The organism is Streptomyces sp. NPDC058632 (genome assembly GCF_042717095.1).
Classification (GTDB): domain Bacteria; phylum Actinomycetota; class Actinomycetes; order Streptomycetales; family Streptomycetaceae; genus Streptomyces.
Genome location: NZ_JBHXQZ010000012.1, coordinates 82,477 through 101,834 on the forward strand (window position 1 = coordinate 82,477; position 19,358 = coordinate 101,834).

Sequence of the window (19,358 nt, forward strand, 5' to 3'; positions counted from 1 at the left end):
ACCCCCGTCCCACACCTCGTGACGCAGTGATGACGGTCACGGCGGCAACAGGAATGAAACGCAGACAGTTAGGTTAGGCTCACCTAAGCAAAAAGGCCGCACCGCGGCGCGCCCGCTCCCTCCCCGCACCGGACCGTCCCCACCGGAGGCCCCCACATGCGCTCGCACCTGCTCAACGACACCACCGCGGAGCACTATCGCCGCTCCGTGACCGAAGGAGTCGAGCGGGTGGCAGCCAAACTCGCCACCACAGAACGCCCGTTCACCGGCGTCACGGTCGACGCCCTCGCCCCCGCCATCGAGCGGATCGATCTCGACCGGCCGCTGCACGACACCACCGCGGCGCTGGACGAGCTGGAGGACGTCTACCTCCGGGACGCGATCTACTTCCACCACCCCCGCTACCTCGCCCACCTCAACTGCCCGGTCGTCATCCCGGCCCTGCTCGGCGAGGCCGTGCTCTCCGCCGTCAACTCCTCCCTGGACACCTGGGACCAGTCGGCCGGCGGCACCCTCATCGAGCGGAAACTGATCGACTGGACCGCCGCCCGGATCGGCCTCGGCGCCGCCGCCGACGGGGTGTTCACCTCCGGCGGCACCCAGTCCAACCTCCAGGCGCTGCTGCTGGCCCGCGAGGAGGCGAAGACCCGCGACCTCGGGACCCTGCGCGTCTTCACCTCCGAGGTCAGCCACTTCAGCGTGCAGAAGTCCGCGAAACTGCTCGGCCTGGGACCGGACGCCGTGGTGTCGGTCCCCGTCGACCACGACAAGCGGATGCAGACCGTGGCCCTCGCCCGCGAACTGGCGCGCTGCGCCGAGGACGGTCAGGTCCCCATGGCCGTCGTCGCCACCGCCGGCAGCACCGACTTCGGCTCCATCGACCCGCTGCCCGAGATCGCCGAACTGTGCGCGCAGTACGGCGTCTGGATGCACGTGGACGCCGCCTACGGCTGCGGGCTGCTCGCCTCGCTGAAGCACCGGGACCGCATCGACGGCATCGAGCACGCGGACTCGGTCACCGTCGACTACCACAAGTCCTTCTTCCAGCCGGTGAGTTCGTCCGCCGTACTGGTCCGTGACGCGGCCACGCTGCGGCACGCCACCTACCACGCGGAGTACCTCAACCCGCGCCGCATGGTGACCGAGCGCATTCCCAACCAGGTCGACAAGTCCCTGCAGACCACCCGCCGTTTCGACGCGCTGAAGCTGTGGATGACGCTGCGCGTGATGGGCGCCGACGGCATCGGCCGCCTCTTCGACGAGGTCTGCGACCTGGCCCGGGACGGCTGGCAGCTGCTCGCCGCCGACCCGCGCTTCGACGTGGTCGTCGAGCCGTCGCTGTCCACGCTCGTCTTCCGGTACGTACCGGCCGCCGTCACCGACCCCGCGAGCATCGACCGCGCCAACCTCCACGCCCGCAAGGCCCTGTTCGCCTCCGGTGACGCGGTCGTCGCGGGCACCAAGGTCGCCGGGCGCCACTACCTGAAGTTCACCCTGCTGAATCCCGAGACCACGACGGCCGACATCACCGCCGTCCTCGACCTGATCGCCGGCCACGCCGAGCAGTACCTGGGAGAGTCCCTTGAACGCGCTTCCTGAAGCCCCGGACACCACCTACGACTTCGTGGGAATCGGGCTCGGCCCCTTCAACCTCGGCCTCGCCTGCCTCACCGAGCCCATCGACGAACTCAGCGGCGTCTTCCTGGAGTCCAAGCCGGACTTCGAGTGGCACGCCGGGATGTTCCTCGACGGCGCCCACCTCCAGACGCCGTTCATGTCGGACCTGGTCACCCTCGCCGACCCGACGTCCCCGTACTCCTTCCTCAACTACCTGAAGGAGAAGGGCCGGCTGTACCCGTTCTACATCCGCGAGAACTTCTACCCGCTGCGCGTCGAGTACGACGACTACTGCCGCTGGGCCGCCGCGCAGCTGAGCAGCATCCGCTTCTCCACCACCGTCACCGAGGTGACGTACGACGAGGCGGACGGGCTGTACGCCGTACGGACCGGGGCGGGCGACACCTGCCGCGCCCGGCGGCTGGTGCTCGGCACCGGAACCGTGCCGTTCGTGCCCGAGGTGTGCCGGGGCCTGGACGGCGGCCTGTTCCACACCTCGCAGTACATGCACCGCAAGGCGGAGCTGCAGCAGAAGGAGTCGATCACGATCGTCGGCAGCGGGCAGAGCGCCGCCGAGATCTACTACGAACTTCTCTCCGAGATCGACGCCCACGGCTACCGGCTCAACTGGGTCACGCGATCCCCGCGGTTCTTCCCGCTGGAGTACACCAAGCTGACCCTGGAGATGACGTCCCCGGACTACATCGACTACTTCCGCGCGCTGCCCGAGGAGACCCGCTACCGGCTGGAGAAGCAGCAGAAGGGTCTGTTCAAGGGCATCAACTCGGAGCTGATCGACGCGATCTTCGACCTGCTGTACCAGAAGAACGTCAGCGGCGGCGGCCGTCCCGTCCCCACCCGGCTGCTCACCAACTCCACGCTGACCGGGGCGCGTCACGAGAACGGCGGATACACGCTCGGCTTCCACCAGGACGAGCAGGACAAGGACTACGAGATCCGCACCGAGGGCCTGGTGCTGGCCACCGGCTACCACTACGAGCCGCCGGCCTTCCTCGACCCGGTCCGAGGCCGCCTCCGCTTCGACGGCCGCGGCCGGTTCGACGTGGCCCGCAACTACGCCGTCGACGTCACCGGCCGGGGCGTCTTCCTGCAGAACGCGGGCGTCCACACGCACAGCGTCACCAGCCCCGACCTGGGCATGGGCCCCTACCGCAACAGCTGCATCATCCGGGAGCTGCTCGGCACCGAGTACTACCCCGTCGAGAAGTCCATCGCCTTCCAGGAGTTCACGGTATGAGCATCACCGGCACCGGCCTGCGGACCGCGCTGGGCACCTTCGGTGTCCGTCCGCTGGACCCGCTGAAGGACGCCGAGCTGCTGCACGGCTGGGTCACCCACCCCAAGGCGGCCTTCTGGATGATGCAGGACGCGAAACCGGAGGACGTCGAGCGCGAGTACCTGCGGATCGCGGCCGACGAGCACCACCACGCCCTGCTCGGCCTGCACGACGGCGTCCCCGCCTTCCTGATGGAGACGTACGACCCCGCCCACCGCGAACTGACCGGTCTGTACGAGCCGGAGCCCGGCGACGTCGGCATGCACTTCCTGGTCGCACCGGCCGGCACCCCGCTGCACGGCTTCACCCGGGCCGTGATCACCGCCGTCCTCGCGCACATCTTCGACGACCCGGCGGCCCTGCGGGTCGTCGTCGAACCGGACGTGTCCAACAAGGCGGTCCAGGCCCTGAACGAGGCCGTGGGCTTCGTCCCCGTACGCGAGATCGACAAGCCGGAGAAGAAGGCGTTGCTGAGCTTCTGCACCCGTCAACAGTTCACCGCGGCCACGGGGGTGGGCGTATGAGCCCCGCCGGCACGAGCCGCGACGGCACGAGCCTCACCGGTGCCGTGGACCATCTGACGCCCGAGCGCTGGGAGAGGGCGAACCGCCTGCTGATCCGCAAGGCGCTCGCCGAGTTCGCCCACGAGCGGCTGATCGCGCCGGAGCCCGCGGGCCCGGATGCGGGGACGGACACGTACGTCGTCCGCAGTGACGACGAGCTGACCGAGTACCGCTTCACCGCCGTCCGCCGCGCCCTGGATCACTGGCAGGTCACCGCCGAATCGATCACCCGGCACCGCGGCGGAACCGAACTCCCCCTCGCCGCACTGGACTTCTTCGTCGAATTGCAGAAGTCGCTGGGGCTGAGCGACGAGGTCCTGCCGGTGTACCTGGAAGAGATCTCCTCCACCCTCTCCGGCACCTGCTACAAACTGGCCAAGCCACAGGTCACCTCGGCCGAGCTGGTGGACGCCGGTTTCCAGGCCGTCGAGACCGGCATGACCGAGGGCCACCCCTGCTTCGTCGCCAACAACGGACGGCTCGGCTTCGGCATCCACGAGTACCGGGCCTACGCGCCGGAGACGGCGAACCCGGTGCGGCTGGTGTGGCTGGCCGCGCACCGCTCACGGGCGGCGTTCACCGCCGGCGTCGGCATCGAGTACGAGTCGTTCCTGCGGCAGGAGCTGGGCGAGGAGACCGTCGAGCGCTTCCACCGCACGCTCACGGAGCAGGGGCTCGACCCGGCCGACTACCTGTTCGTCCCCGTCCACCCCTGGCAGTGGTGGAACAAGCTCGCCGTCACCTTCGCCGCCGAGGTCGCCCGCCGTCACCTGGTGTGCCTGGGCGAGGGCGACGACGAGTACCTGGCCCAGCAGTCCATCCGCACCTTCTTCAACCGGTCGAACCCCGAGAAGCACTATGTGAAGACGGCCCTGTCCGTCCTCAACATGGGCTTCATGCGCGGTCTTTCGGCCGCGTACATGGAAGCCACCCCGGCGATCAACGACTGGCTGGCGCAGCTCATCGAGGGTGATCCGGTGCTGCGGTCGACCGGGCTGACGATCATCCGGGAGCGGGCCGCGGTCGGCTACCGGCACCTGGAGTACGAGAAGGCCACCGACCGCCACTCGCCGTACCGCAAGATGCTGGCCGCGCTGTGGCGGGAGAGCCCGGTGCCGTCGCTGCGGGAGGGCGAGTCCCTCGCCACGATGGCCTCCCTGCTCCATGTGGACCACGAGGGGGCGTCCTTCGCGGGCGCGCTGATCGAGCGGTCCGGGCTCACCCCCGTGGAATGGCTGCGGCACTACCTGCGCGCCTACTACACGCCGCTGCTGCACAGCTTCTACGCCTATGACCTGGTGTACATGCCGCACGGCGAGAACGTGATCCTCGTGCTCGAGGACGGGGTGGTGCGGCGCGCGGTCTACAAGGACATCGCCGAGGAGATCGCGGTGATGGACCCGGACGCGGTGCTGCCGCCGGACGTCTCCCGCATCCGCGTGGAGGTGCCGGAGGACAAGAAGCTGCTGTCGATCCTCACGGACGTCTTCGACTGCTTCTTCCGTTTCCTGGCAGCCGACCTCGCCACCGAGGGCGTCCTCACCGAGGACGACTTCTGGCGGACGGTCGCGGAGATCACCCGCGAGTACCAGGCGTCGGTGCCCGAACTCGGCGACAGGTTCGCCCAGTACGACATGTTCGCCCCCGAGTTCGCGCTGTCCTGCCTCAACCGGCTCCAACTGCGCGACAACAGGCAGATGGTGGACCTCGCGGACCCGTCCGGCGCGCTCCAGCTGGCCGGCACCCTGAAGAACCCCCTCGCGGGTTTCTGACCCACGAACAGGCGGGCATCCCGGAGTACGGTCCTCGGGGACGCCCGTCGTCGGCTCGTCCCCGGCCGGCCGGCCTCGCTCGTCATGTACAGACCACCCGTGCGCGGATCCGGTGGAACGATCACCCCATGGCGGAAATCATCCAGAAGGACGGAACCTGGGTCCACGACGGCGACACCCTGCGGCTGACGCCCGGCCGGGACAAGAACGTCGGGCTGCTCCGCCGGACCCTGGGCGAACCGACGGTCCCCCGGGGGGCATTGGCGGGCATCTCCTTCGAGCAGGGCAGAAGGACGGGGCGGCTCGGACTGCGGCTGCGCGAGGGCGCCGGCCCTCCCCCACTGCCTGAACGGCGTGGGGGACCCCCAGCTCCAGGCGACCGGCGGCCGGCTCACCGAGCCGCACGACCCGTACCAGCCGACCGTGGACTCCGACCGGTACGGCGTCGCCGGGTACTTCGCGGACGAGGTCCGTGGCGCCCTGCTGCTCGACCGGGTGCCGTCCGACCCGGTCTCCGGCTATCTGCTGCCCGGTCCGTCCGTGCCGCTGTCGGTCGCCGCCGGGGACGGCTCGGCGAGCTTCGACGGGGAGCGGATCCGCCTGGAGTGGAACTGGAGGACGGAGGACTCCAAGTCCGCCGCCGGCGCCCGTACCCTCGCGCTGACCGACATCAGCACCGTGGAGTGGCAGCCGGCGGCCGGGCTGGAGAACGGTTGCCTGCGGTTCGCCGTATGCCACGCGCCCACCAGGACTCCGGCGAAGTACGACCCCGACGCGGTCGAGCTGTGGGGCTTCAAGAAGGACCCCCTGATGGCGCTCGTCGCCGCCGCCGTCCAGGCCCGCCTGCCGCACCCCGCCACCCCGGCCCTCGCCGGGAGCGAACACCGGGCGGGACCGAAGGCCCCGGCCGTGGACGCCTCCCCCGCCCGCGAGGACGGTCACGACGCGCTGCTGCGCCGGCTGCGCGAACCGGGCGAACCGCACCGCGCCGGAGTCCTGACCGACGAGGAGTTCACCCGGGCCAAGCAGGCGGTCCTCAAGCGCATGCAGCCCGGCCGTCGCCCCCGGCCGCACACCCTGCCGCGCACCCGCCTGCCGGCCTTCACTCCCGCCCACCCGCATCCCCCTGCCCGGAATCGGGCAGGATTCTTGCGCGTGCGCCTCCTTTACCCCAGGATCATCGAGTGCACGACGAACTTGTCGATCATCTGACGCGGTCCTCGCCCCTCAGCCGGGGCGAGGCGCTGCGGGTGATCCAGGACGTGCTCGCCTACTTCGACGAGACGACCGAGGACTTCGTCCGTCGCCGCCACCGCGAGCTCCAGGCCCAGGGCCTGGTGAACGCGACGATCTTCGAACGGATCGAGGCGGACCTCAGATACCGCGCCGTGGCCCCGCCCGAGCTCTCGCTCCGGCAGCTGCGGCGCATCGTCTACGGCTAGGGAAACACCACACATGTGCGGAATCGTCGGATACATCGGCAGGCGTGAGGTCGCCCCTCTGCTGCTCGAGGGCCTGCAGCGCCTGGAGTACCGGGGCTACGACTCGGCGGGCATCGCCGTCACCTCCCCGAAGGCGGCCGGTCTGAAGACGGTCAAGGCCAAGGGCCGGGTGCGCGACCTGGAGGCGAAGGTCCCGGCGCGCTTCAAGGGCACCACGGGCATCGCCCACACCCGCTGGGCCACCCACGGCGCCCCGTCCGACGTGAACGCGCACCCGCACCTGGACGCCGAGGGCAAGGTCGCCGTCGTCCACAACGGCATCATCGACAACGCCGGTGAGCTGCGCCGCAAACTGGAGGCGGACGGCGTCGAGTTCCTCTCCGAGACGGACACCGAGGTCCTCACCCACCTGATCGCCCGCTCGCAGGCCGTCAAGCTGGAGGACAAGGTCCGCGAGACGGTGCGGATCATCGAGGGCACCTACGGCATCGCCGTGCTGCACGCCGACTTCCCCGACCGCATCGTGGTGGCCCGCAACGGCTCGCCCGTGGTGCTCGGCATCGGCGAGAAGGAGATGTTCGTCGCCTCGGACATAGCCGCCCTGGTCGCGCACACCCGGCAGATCGTCACCCTCGACGACGGCGAGATGGCCACCCTCAAGGCCGACGACTTCCGCACGTACACCACCGAGGGCACCCGTACGACGGCCGAGCCGACCACCGTGGAGTGGGAGGCGGCCTCGTACGACATGGGCGGCCACGACACGTACATGCACAAGGAGATCCACGAGCAGGCCGAGGCCGTGGACCGGGTGCTGCGGGGCCGGATCGACGACCGCTTCTCCACCGTGCGCCTCGGCGGCCTGAACCTGGACGCGCGGGAGGCCCGCCAGATCCGCCGGGTGAAGATCCTCGGCTGCGGCACCTCGTACCACGCGGGCATGATCGGCGCCCAGATGATCGAGGAGCTCGCCCGCATCCCGGCCGACGCCGAGCCGGCCTCCGAGTTCCGCTACCGCAACGCGGTCGTCGACCCCGACACGCTGTACGTCGCGGTGTCCCAGTCCGGTGAGACGTACGACGTGCTGGCGGCGGTGCAGGAGCTGAAGCGCAAGGGCGCGCGGGTGCTGGGCGTGGTGAACGTCGTCGGTTCGGCGATCGCCCGCGAGGCGGACGGCGGCATGTACGTGCACGCCGGGCCCGAGGTGTGCGTGGTGTCCACCAAGTGCTTCACCAACACCACGGTCGCCTTCGCCCTCCTCGCCCTGCACCTGGGCCGCACCCGCGACCTGTCGGTGAGCGACGGCAAGCGGATCATCGAGGGGCTGCGCAGGCTCCCGGGGCAGATCTCCGAGATCCTGGAGCAGGAGGAGGACATCAGGAAGCTGGCCCTGCAGTACGCCGAGGCCCGCTCGATGCTCTTCATCGGCCGCGTACGGGGCTACCCGGTGGCCCGCGAGGCGTCCCTGAAGCTGAAGGAGGTCTCCTACATCCACGCGGAGGCCTATCCGGCCTCCGAGCTCAAGCACGGCCCGCTGGCCCTGATCGAGCCCGCCCTGCCCACCGTCGCGATCGTCCCCGACGACGACCTGCTGGAGAAGAACCGCGCGGCCCTGGAGGAGATCAAGGCCCGCAGCGGCCGGATCATGGCCGTCGCCCACCGGGAGCAGGAGAAGGCCGACCACACGGTCGTCGTCCCGAAGAACGAGGACGAGCTGGACCCCATCCTCATGGGCATCCCGCTCCAACTCCTCGCCTACCACACGGCGCTGGCCCTGGGCCGGGACATCGACAAGCCGCGCAACCTCGCCAAGTCGGTCACCGTCGAGTAGTCGAGCGGTCACCCCTCAAGGCATCCGGACGCCCGCGTGGGCGGGGCGGGGCGGGCACCTCGCCCCCCCCCGGCCACCCGCGGTTCAAGCCGACCCCGGTCGGGCGCCCCCGGGCCCCCCCCCCCCCCCCCCCCCCCCCCCCGCCCCGGCAACGAAAGTGGACGACCGGGCGCTGGGCCCGCTTCGCGAGGCGGCCGGCGACGGAGCCGAAGAGCCGGCCCACGAGGCCGTGGGTGGAGCCGACGACGATCGCGTCGGCCTCGTACTCCCGGCCGACCTCCTCGAGTTCGTGGCAGATGTCGCCGCCGCGCTCGACCAGGATCCAGGACACCTCGGTGAGGTAGTCCGCGCAGGCGAGCTCGAGACCGAGGACCTCGGTGCGGTGGTCGGGGACGTCGACGAAGACCGGGGGCTCGCAGCCCGCCCACACCGTGGTCGGGAGCCGGTTGGCGACGTGGACGATGATCAGCGCGGAGCCGAAGCGCCGGGCCATGCCGATCGCGTACGCGAGGGCGCGCTCACTGGAGGTGGAACCGTCGAAACCGACGACGACACCGTGCCGGAACGCCGGATCGCACGGCCGGCGCGACTGGGCCGCGCCCAGGGGCTCGGCCCCCACCGGCTCGGCGGCCGTGGGGTCGGCGAGGGGTCGCTTGCGGTCCGCGGGTTCGAAGAATTCGTGACCGGCCATGGCTGTCTCGGCGTTGTGATCCTTGTTATGAGGGACGACAGGCTGCGTCGGAGCTGTGTCCGGGAATCATCTTCCCAACCCCATACCCCCAAGGGTACGGCGGCACGCCTCCTTCGCGCAGATCCCGTCCACGCGCGCCGACGGGTATCCCGGAGCATGCCCGAGGGGCGCCCGTCACGCAATGGTTGCTGCGCTGTACAGGCGGTTTGCGCAGGGCGGGCCCAGCCGCGAGAGTGGGGCGTGCCGGGGTGCCGGCTCCGGCCGCGCGGGGACCGACGCCCCGCCCGCGCGTCGAACCCCCTGTGCCGCGCCCCACGGAGCACCCGCCGCGGCCGGATCCGGAGCGGACCCGCCGTACTGATCGCCCCGCTCCTCACCGCTCCTCACCGCCCGGCCCGGAAGAGGCCTCGCGACGGTCCCGCCGGGCCGGTCCGCGATCCGGCGGAGAGACACCGGTCGCCTGACCGGTTTCCGCGCACAGGGACGCATGTTTTCAGCCAACTTCCGCAACCTGTGCATCAACGGGTGCGACCACCCCCCAACCCCCGTTCGACCTGCACGGAAAGGGTCCGGGTGACCCCGGGCACCCTACGGGGATTGGCCACCGCGACAAGGCGTACTTCCCCGCACGGCCCACGAGTGCAACCCTTCGTGATCGAATGCTTCACGCCAAGTTGCCAAGTCGACAATCTACCGGGGGCTGAACTGGCCACCCGGGCACGACGGGACACAGTAGATTCGATCTTGACTGTCTTACGGCGGGGGACTCGTGCAGGACCGAGGGGAAACGTGCAGGTGCGACACAACCGAGGAGCCGCGACCACCGAGGGGGGCTTAGCAGTATGAGCCACGACTCCACTGCCGCGCCGGAAATCGCGGCCCGGAAACTCGCCGGGCGACGCCGCAAGGAGATCGTCGCGGTGCTGCTGTTCAGCGGCGGCCCCATCTTCGAGAGTTCCATACCGCTGTCGGTGTTCGGGATTGACCGCCAGGACGCCGGCGTACCGCGCTACCGCCTGCTGGTGAGTGCCGGTGAGGACGGCCCGCTGCGGACCACGGGGGGTCTCGAACTCACCGCGCCGCACGGCCTGGAGGCGATTGCGCGGGCGGGCACCGTTGTCGTGCCCGCCTGGCGTTCGATCACCTCGCCGCCGCCCCAGGAGGCGCTCGAGGCGCTGCGCCGGGCCCACGAGGAAGGCGCCCGCATCGTCGGGCTGTGCACCGGCGCCTTCGTGCTCGCGGCGGCCGGCCTGCTGGACGGCCGTCCGGCGACCACCCACTGGATGTACGCGCCGACGCTGGCGAAACGCTATCCGTCGGTGCACGTCGATCCGCGGGAACTCTTCGTGGACGACGGCGACGTGCTGACCTCCGCCGGTACGGCGGCCGGAATCGATCTCTGCCTGCACATCGTGCGCACGGATCACGGCAACGAGGCGGCGGGCGCGCTCGCCCGGCGTCTCGTCGTCCCGCCGCGCCGGACGGGTGGTCAGGAACGCTATCTGGACAGGTCTTTACCCGAGGAGATCGGCGCCGACCCGCTCGCCGAGGTCGTCGCCTGGGCCCTGGAGCACCTCCACGAACAGTTCGACGTGGAGACGCTGGCGGCACGCGCGTACATGAGCCGTCGTACGTTCGACCGCCGCTTCCGTTCACTGACCGGCAGTGCGCCGCTGCAGTGGCTGATCACGCAGCGGGTGCTGCAGGCCCAGCGTCTGCTGGAGACGTCGGACTACTCGGTGGACGAGGTCGCGGGCCGTTGCGGCTTCCGCTCACCGGTCGCGCTGCGGGGCCACTTCCGGCGCCAGCTGGGTTCGTCCCCGGCCGCCTACCGGGCCGCGTACCGCGCGCGACGCCCCCAGACGGAGCGGCACCAGGCGGAGCGGCACCAGGGCTCCGACGGCCTTCCGCACACCCCGGGAGCCGTCCCGTCCGGGCCGGCGCACCAGCACGGGCACCCGGGCCACCCCGGCCAGGCGCCCGCCGCGCCGCACCCGGACGCCCCGGTGCCGCACCAGTCGCGGCGCACGGCGGCCGCGAGCACCCTGGGCGGTCCGTCGCTGGCGGCGTCGGCCTCCTCCGCCGACCCGGCCCGCGAGGCCCGCGAGGCCTACATCCAGGCCCGGGCGAGCGTGCCGGGCCAGCGCAGCGCGCCGTGAGGCGGACCTGAGACGAGTGTGAGGGGCGGGCGGGCCCGGATCAGGGTCCGCGGCAGGCGGCAGTCTGCGCCACGGGCCGGAGGCGGAAGTCTCCGGCCCGTGCTGCTGCCCCGGCCGTCCCGCCCCCGCCTGGTCCCCCGCGCTCCCTCGCGCCGTAGGGTGAGACATATGAACGATCGCATGGTGTGGATCGACTGCGAGATGACCGGCCTCTCGCTGTCCGACGACGCCCTCATCGAGGTGGCCGCCCTCGTCACCGACTCCGAGCTGAACGTGCTCGGTGACGGTGTCGACATCGTTATCCGCCCGCCGGACGGGGCGCTGGAGACGATGCCGGAGGTGGTGCGTCAGATGCACACCGCGTCCGGCCTGCTCGACGAGCTGGCCGACGGCACGACGCTCGAGGACGCCGAGCAGCGCGTCCTCGCGTACGTGAAGGAGCACGTCAAGGAGCCCGGCAGGGCCCCCCTGTGCGGCAACTCCGTCGGCACGGACCGCGGATTCCTGCTGCGGGACATGCCGGCCCTCGAGAACTACCTGCACTACCGCATCGTCGACGTGTCCAGCATCAAGGAACTGTCGCGCCGCTGGTATCCGAGGGCGTACTTCAACAGCCCCGAGAAGAACGGCAACCACCGCGCGCTGGCCGACATCCGCGAGTCCATCGCGGAGCTGCGCTACTACCGCGAGGCCGTCTTCGTCCCCCAGCCGGGCCCCGACTCGGACACCGCCAAGAAGATCGCCGCGAAGCACGTCCTGCCTGCGCGGTAGGCACGCCGCGAAACCCTGGCGCGAGCACCCCTTCGGACCCTGTACACTTTTTCTCGGCCGGTCGGGAAAGACACAGTCTCCCCCGATGGCGGCCATGGTGGGTGTAGCTCAGCTGGTAGAGCACCTGGTTGTGGTCCAGGATGCCGCGGGTTCAAGTCCCGTCACTCACCCTGAATGATCAAGGGCTGACCTGAGGAAATCAGGTCAGCCCTTCGTCATGACCGGACGCCTGTCCCTGTCCCCAGCGGTAAAGCGGCTGTCGGTGATGCTCAGGCCTCACGTGACCTCGATGACGTGCCTTCCGCGGACACCGCCGGCTCCCGGCGCACGGTGCGCGGCGGCAATGGAGGCGAGGGGGTGGACGGTGTCCACGACGGGACGGATGTCGCCGTTCTGTGCGTACCGGGTCGGTTCGGCGAACAGCTCGTACCGGGGATGGCCGCTGAAGAAACGCACCCGTCGGGAGCGCCCCGGCCGAGAGCACCGCACGCGGATCCGAGGAGGCGAGGACGGCCCCGGCCGAGCCGGTCGCGGCATCGGCGCCGAGTCCTGGACCTGCTGACGGGCGTGGCGCGCACCCGCCGGCGTGCCCTCCCTGTCGCCGCGGGCATCCCGCTTTCGTCGTTACGACGACGCGCGCCCCACCAGCTCCGTGGCCAGGACCACCTGGCGCCGGTCCAGTTCCCGGGAGGCGGGCGGGCGGCGGTCGGCGACCTCGGCGAGGAGGAGGTCGATCATCCTGCGGCCCATCTCCTGGATGGGCTGGCGCACGCTGGTCAGCGGCGGGTCCATGTGGCGGGCGATGGCGGAGTCGTCGTAGCCGACCAGGGCCACGTCGTCGGGGATGCGGCGGCCCGCCTCCCGCAGGGCGTGCCGGGCGCCGGCGGCGGTGACGTCGGAGGCGGCGAAGACCGCGTCCAGGTCGGGGCGGCGCTCCAGCAGCGCCGCCATCGCGCGCCGGCCGCCCTCCTCGGAGAAGTCGCCCGCCTCGATCATCAGGTCGTCCTCGGGGTGGCCCGCGTCGCGCAGGGCGTCGCGGTAGCCGTCGACGCGCCGCTGCGCGCCGTACACGTCGAGGCGGCCGGTGATGTGGGCGATGCGGTGCCGGCCCCGGCCGATGAGGTGCTCGACGGCCTGCCGGGCACCGCCGTAGTTGTCGGAGTCGACCGAGGTCAGCGTCTCCGCGGCGGACCTCGGGCCGCTGATCACCGCCGGGATCTCCAGCTGGGCGAGCATGTCGGGCAGCGGGTCGTCGGCGTGCACGGAGACCAGGAGCACGCCGTCCACCCGGTGCGCGGCCAGGTAGTCGGCGAGGCGCTGCCGCTCCCGGTCGCTGCCCGCGAAGATCAGCAGCAGCTGCATCCGGGTGTCGGAGAGCGCCGCCCCCACGCCGCGCAGCATGTCCGAGAAGTACGGCTCGGCGAAGAACCGGGTCTCCGGCTCGGGCACGACCAGCGCTATCGCGTCGGTGCGGTTGGCGGCCAGGGCGCGGGCGGCCGTGTTCGGGACGTAACCGAGCTCCGCCACGGCGGCCTCCACGGCGGCACGGGTGGCGTCGCTCACCCGGGGCGAACCGTTGATCACCCGGGAGACGGTGCCCCGGCCGACACCGGCGCGCACCGCCACCTCTTCGAGGGTGGGGCGGCCGCCGCTGCGGCCCCGCGCTCCGTGGCTTGCCATGTACGCCCCACCTTCCGTCGTATGTCACGCTGGCCTGGAATCTAACAGCCCCGTGAACGGCGGCGGCCCCTGCCAGGGGGTACCGTCCGGGGCCCCGGGTCACCCGTCGGCGGGCTTCGGGCGTCCAGTTAACAGCCCGATAACTGAACGCACTTCACCGCGTCCCCTCCCTTGACACCCCCGCCGGGACCGGCGACCCTTCAACACATCACTTGTGGGAGCGCTCCCACGGTACCTGACACATACACAACCCGCACGTTCCCCGCCCGAGCCGCAGCATGTAAAAAACGGGCCCAACAACGCCGTTGGCCGGGGGGTCGGCACGTCAGGGCAACAGGAGGACGCAATGCGAGCACGTACCCTCCCCCTCTCTCGGCAGCGTACGAACGGGGGGAAGCTCTTCACCCGCAAGGCACTGGCCATCGCGGCCGTGGTGTCGCTGGGCACGGGGCTGCTGGCCGGCTGCGCCGACGACGGTGGGGACGGCGACTCCGACTCCTCGTCGGGCGGCGAGGGCAAGACCACGATCACGTTGGGCCTGTTCGGCACCTTCGGCTTCAAGGAAGCCGGTCTCTACGCCGAGTACGAGAAGCTGAACCCGGACATCAAGATCGCCGAGAACGTCGTCGAGCGCAACGAGAACTACTACCCGGCGCTGCTCAACCACCTCACCACCAACAGCGGCCTGCAGGACGTCCAGGCCGTCGAGGTCGGCAACATCGCCGAGATCGTGGCCACCCAGGGCGACAAGCTCGAGGACCTCTCCAAGGCCGAGGGCGTGAACAAGAGCGACTGGCTCGAGTGGAAGTGGGAGCAGGCCACCACCAAGGACGGCCAGACCGTCGGCCTGGGCACCGACATCGGCCCGATGGCGATCTGCTACCGCAAGGACCTGTTCGAGAAGGCCGGACTGCCGTCCGACCGCGCGGAGGTCGCCAAGCTGTGGGAGGGCGACTGGAACAAGTTCGTCGAGGTCGGTGAGGACTACCAGAAGAAGGCCCCCGAGGGCACCACCTTCCTGGACTCCCCCGGCGGCCTGATCAACGCGATCCTCAGCAGCGAGAAGGAGAAGTTCTACGACGCCTCCGGCGAGGTCATCTACAAGACCAACCCGGCCGTCAAGGACGCCTTCGACCTGACCGCCGAGGCCGCCGAGAAGGGCATGATCGGCGCCCAGACGCAGTTCCAGCCGTCCTGGGACCAGACCATCTCCAACAACAAGTTCGCCGCGATGGCCTGCCCGCCGTGGATGCTCGGCTACATCAAGGGCAAGTCGCAGCCCGACGCCGCCGGCAAGTGGGACGTCGCCGTGCCGCCCAAGTCCGGCAACTGGGGCGGCTCCTTCCTGACCGTGCCCAAGAGCGCCAAGAACGTCGACGAGGCCAAGAAGCTCGTCGCCTGGCTGACCGCGCCCGCGCAGCAGGCCAAGCTGTTCGAGGTGCAGGGCAGCTTCCCGAGCGCCCGGACCGCCTTCGACAGCCCCGAAGTGACCGGCGCGAAGAACGACATGACCGGTGACGCCCCGATCGGTGAGATCTTCTCCGAGGCCGCCCAGCAGATCCCCGTCCAGGTGATCGGTCCGAAGGACCAGATCATCCAGCAGGGTCTGACGGACAACGGCGTCATCCTCGTCACCAAGGGCAAGTCCGTCGAGGAAGCCTGGGAGACGGCCACCAAGACCATCGACAACAACCTGGACAAGTGACCCGGATGTCCACCCGCAACGACACCGCCGCGTCCCCCGTCAAGGGGGGCGCGGCCCCGGGCCGCCCGCCCGGGGGCACCGCGTCCGAGAGCAAGGAGGAGCGGCACCGGCGAAAGCTGTCCCGCCGCTGGCAGCGCGACATGCGCTGGAGCCCGTACGCCTTCGTCTCCCCGTTCTTCCTGCTGTTCCTCGCCTTCGGTCTGTTCCCGCTGGTGTACACCGGCTGGGCCTCGCTGCACCAGGTCGAGCTGACCGCCCCGACCGACATGGAATGGGTGGGGCTGCGCAACTTCACCCGGATCTTCGACGACGAGTTCTTCTGGAACGCGGCGCAGAACACGCTGACCATCGGCGTCATCGCGACCGTTCCGCAGCTGCTGATGGCGATGGGCATCGCCCACATCCTCAACTACAAGCTGCGCGCCTCGACCTTCTACCGGGTCGCGATGCTCGCGCCGTACGCCACCTCGATCGCCGCCGCCTCCCTGGTGTTCGTGCTGCTCTTCGGGCGTGACTACGGCATGATCAACTGGGCGCTGGACTTCGTCGGGATCGACCCGGTCGACTGGCAGGGCGACAAGTGGCCCTCGCAGTTCGCCGTCTCGACCATCATCATCTGGCGCTGGACCGGCTACAACGCGCTGATCTACCTGGCCGCGATGCAGGCGATCCCGCAGGACCTGTACGAGTCGGCGGCGCTGGACGGCGCCAACCGCTGGCAGCAGTTCCTGAACGTGACGCTGCCGTCGCTGCGCCCGACCATCCTGTTCACGGTCGTGGTGTCCACGATCGGAGCGAGCCAGGTCTTCGGCGAGCCGCTGCTGTTCGACGCCAACAAGGGCGCGTCCGGCGGCGCGGAGCACCAGTTCCAGACGCTCGGCCTGTACCTGTACGAGCAGGGCTGGATCAACCAGCACCTGGGCCGCGCCTCGGCGATCGCGTGGATGATGTTCCTGATCCTGATCGTCATCGGCATCATCAACTACGTCATCTCGCGCCGGCTGCGCGCCAGTAGTTAAGGAGTTGTGGCCGTGACGACGACTGTGACGCCCCCGCCCCCCGAGACCAAGCCCGCCAAGGAGCACAAGCGCTCCCTTCTGCCCAAGTCCGCGCGGGCCGGCGGCACCCTGCACGGCGGTCCGATCGCGTACGTGATCCTGATCGTGTTCACGATCGTCTCGCTGTTCCCGCTGGTGTGGACCGCGATCGCCGCCTCCCGGGACAACCAGCGCCTGGCCGAGACGCCGCCGCCGTTCTGGTTCGGCTCGAACCTGTTCAAGAACCTGGAGCTCGCCTGGACGGACGCCAACCTCGGTGAGGCGTTCCTCAACACCACGATCGTGTCCGGCATTTCGGCGGTCACCGTGGTGACCCTGTCGACGATCGCCGGGTTCGCCTTCGCCAAGCTGCGCTTCAAGGGCCGCAACGCGATGATGCTCATCGTGATCGGCACGATGATGGTGCCGCCGCAGCTGAGCGTGATCCCGCTGTACATGATGGTCGCCAAGCTGGACTGGACCGACCAGCTGCAGGCGGTGATCTTCCCGTCGCTGGTGAGCGCGTTCGGTGTGTTCTTCATGCGGCAGTACCTGCTCCAGGCGCTGCCGGACGAGATCATCGAGGCCGCCCGGGTCGACGGCGCGAGCAGCTGGCGTGTGATCTGGCACGTGGTGTTCCCGGCGGCGCGGCCGGCGATGGCCGTGCTGGGCATGCTGATCTTCGTGCAGACCTGGAACGACTTCCTGTGGCCGTTCCTCGTCCTGACCCAGTCCGGCAACCCGACCGTCCAGGTCGCGGTCGCGGGCCTCGGCCGCGGCTTCACCCCGGACCAGTCCCTGATCATGGCGGGCGCCCTGCTCGGCACGCTGCCGCTGCTGCTGGTCTTCGCGATCTTCGGCAAGCAGATCGTGGGCGGCATCATGCAGGGCGCGGTCAAGGGCTGACACGCGGACCTCCCTGTCCCGTACGCCCCTTCGGCGTGCGCCGCCTGTCCGTACATTCCCTCCCAGGGGGCCGGGTCACCGACGCTTCGGCCCCTGCCCGCCCCCCTCCCCTTCCCCTTCCGCCACTGCTTCCCCTGCTTCCCCCTACTTCCCCCTGCTTACTCCGACTCGCAGGTCCTCCACGACCTCCTATGGGAGCGCTTCCATGTCTGACTCCGCAACGCCGGTGACCCCGGCGGCCTTTCCTCCCGCCTTCCTCTGGGGCGCCGCGACCTCCGCGTACCAGATCGAGGGCGCGGTGCGGGAGGACGGACGTACCCCGTCCATCTGGGACACCTTCAGCCACACGCCGGGAAAGACCGCCGGCGGCGACACCGGTGACATCGCCGTCGACCACTACCACCGCTACCGCGACGACGTGGCGATGATGGCGGACCTGGGTCTGGGCGCCTACCGCTTCTCCATCTCCTGGCCCCGGGTGCAGCCGACCGGCCGCGGCCCGGCCGTGCAGCGCGGTCTGGACTTCTACCGCAAGCTGGTCGACGAGCTGCTCGAGCACAACATCAAGCCGGCCGTCACCCTCTACCACTGGGACCTGCCGCAGGAGCTGGAGGACGCGGGCGGCTGGCCGGAGCGCGACACCGCGTACCGCTTCGCCGAGTACGCGCAGATCGTCGGCGAGGCGCTCGGCGACCGGGTGGAGCAGTGGATCACGCTCAACGAGCCGTGGTGCAGCGCCTTCCTGGGCTACGCGTCCGGCGTGCACGCGCCCGGCCGTACCGACCCGGTGGCCTCGCTGCGGGCCGCCCACCACCTGAACCTGGCGCACGGGCTGGGCGCCAAGGCGCTGCGGTCGGTGATGCCGGCCCGCAACTCCGTCGCGATCAGCCTCAACTCCTCGGTGGTCCGGCCGCTTTCGCCGAGCGCCCCGGCGGACCTGGCAGCGGTGCGCACCATCGACGACCTGGCGAACGGGATCTTCCACGGCCCGATCCTTAGGGGTGCCTACCCCGAGACGCTGCTGACGGCGACCGCGTCGCTCACCGACTGGTCGTACGTCCGAAGCGGTGACCTGGAGCTGATCCACCAGCCGCTGGACGCGCTGGGCCTCAACTACTACACGCCCTCCCTGGTGTCGGCGGCCGACCCCGACGCGCAGGGGCCGCGGGCGGACGGTCACGGGGAGAGCGATCACTCGCCGTGGCCCGCCGCGGACCACGTGGCCTTCCACCAGGCACCGGGCGAGCGCACCGAGATGGGCTGGGCCGTCGACCCGACGGGGCTGCACGACCTGATCATGCGCTACACCCGTGAGGCGCCCGGCCTGCCGCTCTACATCACCGAGAACGGCGCCGCGTACGACGACAAGCCCGACGCCGACGGCACGGTGCAGGACCCGGAGCGGATCGCCTACCTGCACGGTCACCTCTCCGCGGTCCGCCGGGCCATCACCGACGGCGCGGACGTGCGCGGCTACTACCTGTGGTCCCTGATGGACAACTTCGAGTGGGCGTACGGCTACGAGAAGCGGTTCGGCGCGGTCTACGTGGACTACGCGACCCAGGTCCGGACCCCGAAGGCCAGCGCCCTCTGGTACGGCCGGGCGGCCCGGGCGGGCTCCCTGCCGGAGCCGGACGGCATCTGACCCTCCCGGGAACGGGGGCGGGGGGAACGGGGCGCGGTGTCTCAGGGGGAGCGCCGCGCCCCACGCGGGTGTCCGCACCCCGCCCGGTGCCTGTCCGGGGCCGTCTTCCTGCCGGGCGGTGCCCGGACAGGCACCGGGGCGGATGCCCGGACGGACGCGCGCCCCCGCCCGCCCCGGGCCCGCCCGGGGGCGCGCCCGGGGGGTGAAGGCCCGTCAGCCGCGGCACCAACGGGCCCGGCCGC

General features: G+C 70.5%; 13 protein-coding genes, 1 tRNA gene and 3 pseudogenes. 14 read left to right on the plus strand and 3 right to left on the minus strand.

The genetic code is table 11. The annotated features are described in order from the left end of the window. Positions 1 to 156 precede the first annotated feature (156 nt). From desA to glmS, 7 genes and pseudogenes are all read left to right on the plus strand, one after another. The gene (desA, locus tag ACFWVE_RS07445) at positions 157 to 1,599 is read left to right on the plus strand and encodes a lysine decarboxylase DesA (RefSeq protein ID WP_384009179.1); all 1,443 of its coding nucleotides are present in this window, start codon (positions 157 to 159) and stop codon (positions 1,597 to 1,599) included. Next, a complete protein-coding gene (locus ACFWVE_RS07450; protein WP_384009181.1) occupies positions 1,583 to 2,875 on the plus strand; it encodes a lysine N(6)-hydroxylase/L-ornithine N(5)-oxygenase family protein in 1,293 nt (430 codons plus the stop codon). Before desA ends, ACFWVE_RS07450 begins: the two co-directional genes overlap by 17 nt. Continuing rightward, positions 2,872 to 3,438 carry a GNAT family N-acetyltransferase gene (locus ACFWVE_RS07455; RefSeq protein WP_384009183.1) on the plus strand — a complete coding sequence of 189 codons (567 nt, stop codon included), beginning with the start codon at positions 2,872 to 2,874 and terminating at the stop codon, positions 3,436 to 3,438. The genes ACFWVE_RS07450 and ACFWVE_RS07455 overlap by 4 nt, the downstream gene beginning before the upstream one ends. Next, entirely contained in the window at positions 3,435 to 5,249 is a 1,815-nt protein-coding gene (locus tag ACFWVE_RS07460) for an IucA/IucC family protein (RefSeq protein WP_384009185.1), read from the plus strand. The genes ACFWVE_RS07455 and ACFWVE_RS07460 overlap by 4 nt, the downstream gene beginning before the upstream one ends. Before the next feature lie 128 nt (positions 5,250 to 5,377). Next, positions 5,378 to 6,296 (plus strand): annotated as a pseudogene (locus ACFWVE_RS07465) (DUF4429 domain-containing protein); the annotation flags it as partial. Positions 6,297 to 6,433: 137 nt separating this feature from the next. After that, the gene (locus ACFWVE_RS07470; protein WP_042171016.1) at positions 6,434 to 6,691 is read left to right on the plus strand and encodes a hypothetical protein; all 258 of its coding nucleotides are present in this window, start codon (positions 6,434 to 6,436) and stop codon (positions 6,689 to 6,691) included. 13 nt (positions 6,692 to 6,704) lie between these two features. Continuing rightward, a complete protein-coding gene (gene glmS / locus ACFWVE_RS07475; RefSeq protein ID WP_266076344.1) occupies positions 6,705 to 8,522 on the plus strand; it encodes a glutamine--fructose-6-phosphate transaminase (isomerizing) in 1,818 nt (605 codons plus the stop codon). A 160-nt stretch (positions 8,523 to 8,682) separates the two neighbouring features. Here glmS and ACFWVE_RS07480 read toward each other — a convergent pair. Beyond that, positions 8,683 to 9,213: pseudogene (locus ACFWVE_RS07480) on the minus strand (universal stress protein); the annotation flags it as partial. 842 nt (positions 9,214 to 10,055) lie between these two features. Between ACFWVE_RS07480 and ACFWVE_RS07485 the strand changes: the two are divergent. The 3 genes from ACFWVE_RS07485 (at position 10,056) to ACFWVE_RS07495 (ending at position 12,313) form a co-directional block, all read left to right on the plus strand. Further along, complete coding sequence (locus ACFWVE_RS07485) at positions 10,056 to 11,372, plus strand: helix-turn-helix domain-containing protein (RefSeq protein WP_384009188.1); 1,317 nt, start codon at positions 10,056 to 10,058, stop codon at positions 11,370 to 11,372. A gap of 168 nt (positions 11,373 to 11,540) precedes the next feature. Further along, the gene (gene orn / locus ACFWVE_RS07490; protein WP_384009190.1) at positions 11,541 to 12,143 is read left to right on the plus strand and encodes an oligoribonuclease; all 603 of its coding nucleotides are present in this window, start codon (positions 11,541 to 11,543) and stop codon (positions 12,141 to 12,143) included. A gap of 97 nt (positions 12,144 to 12,240) precedes the next feature. After that, positions 12,241 to 12,313, plus strand: a tRNA-His gene (locus tag ACFWVE_RS07495). Positions 12,314 to 12,419: 106 nt separating this feature from the next. Here the strand turns inward: ACFWVE_RS07495 and ACFWVE_RS07500 are convergent. Together ACFWVE_RS07500 and ACFWVE_RS07505 are read right to left on the minus strand one after the other, a co-directional pair. Beyond that, a pseudogene (locus tag ACFWVE_RS07500) lies at positions 12,420 to 12,608 on the minus strand (zinc-binding dehydrogenase); the annotation flags it as partial. A 159-nt stretch (positions 12,609 to 12,767) separates the two neighbouring features. Beyond that, the gene (locus ACFWVE_RS07505) at positions 12,768 to 13,823 is read right to left on the minus strand and encodes a LacI family DNA-binding transcriptional regulator (protein ID WP_384009192.1); all 1,056 of its coding nucleotides are present in this window, start codon (positions 13,821 to 13,823) and stop codon (positions 12,768 to 12,770) included. 346 nt (positions 13,824 to 14,169) lie between these two features. Here ACFWVE_RS07505 and ACFWVE_RS07510 point away from each other — a divergent pair, with 346 nt between their 5' ends. The 4 genes from ACFWVE_RS07510 to ACFWVE_RS07525 all read left to right on the plus strand — a co-directional run bounded on the left by ACFWVE_RS07510 (position 14,170) and on the right by ACFWVE_RS07525 (position 19,116). Continuing rightward, positions 14,170 to 15,528, plus strand: coding sequence for an ABC transporter substrate-binding protein (locus ACFWVE_RS07510; protein ID WP_384009194.1), 1,359 nt, complete (start codon positions 14,170 to 14,172; stop codon positions 15,526 to 15,528). A gap of 5 nt (positions 15,529 to 15,533) precedes the next feature. Beyond that, entirely contained in the window at positions 15,534 to 16,547 is a 1,014-nt protein-coding gene (locus ACFWVE_RS07515; RefSeq protein WP_384009205.1) for a carbohydrate ABC transporter permease, read from the plus strand. A gap of 12 nt (positions 16,548 to 16,559) precedes the next feature. Next, positions 16,560 to 17,471: a carbohydrate ABC transporter permease gene (locus ACFWVE_RS07520; RefSeq protein WP_384009195.1), complete on the plus strand. Its 912-nt coding sequence runs from the start codon at positions 16,560 to 16,562 to the stop codon at positions 17,469 to 17,471. Positions 17,472 to 17,676: 205 nt separating this feature from the next. Then, positions 17,677 to 19,116 (plus strand): GH1 family beta-glucosidase, encoded by a 1,440-nt coding sequence (locus tag ACFWVE_RS07525; protein WP_384009197.1) that lies wholly within the window; start codon positions 17,677 to 17,679, stop codon positions 19,114 to 19,116. The last annotated feature ends 242 nt before the right edge of the window (positions 19,117 to 19,358 follow it).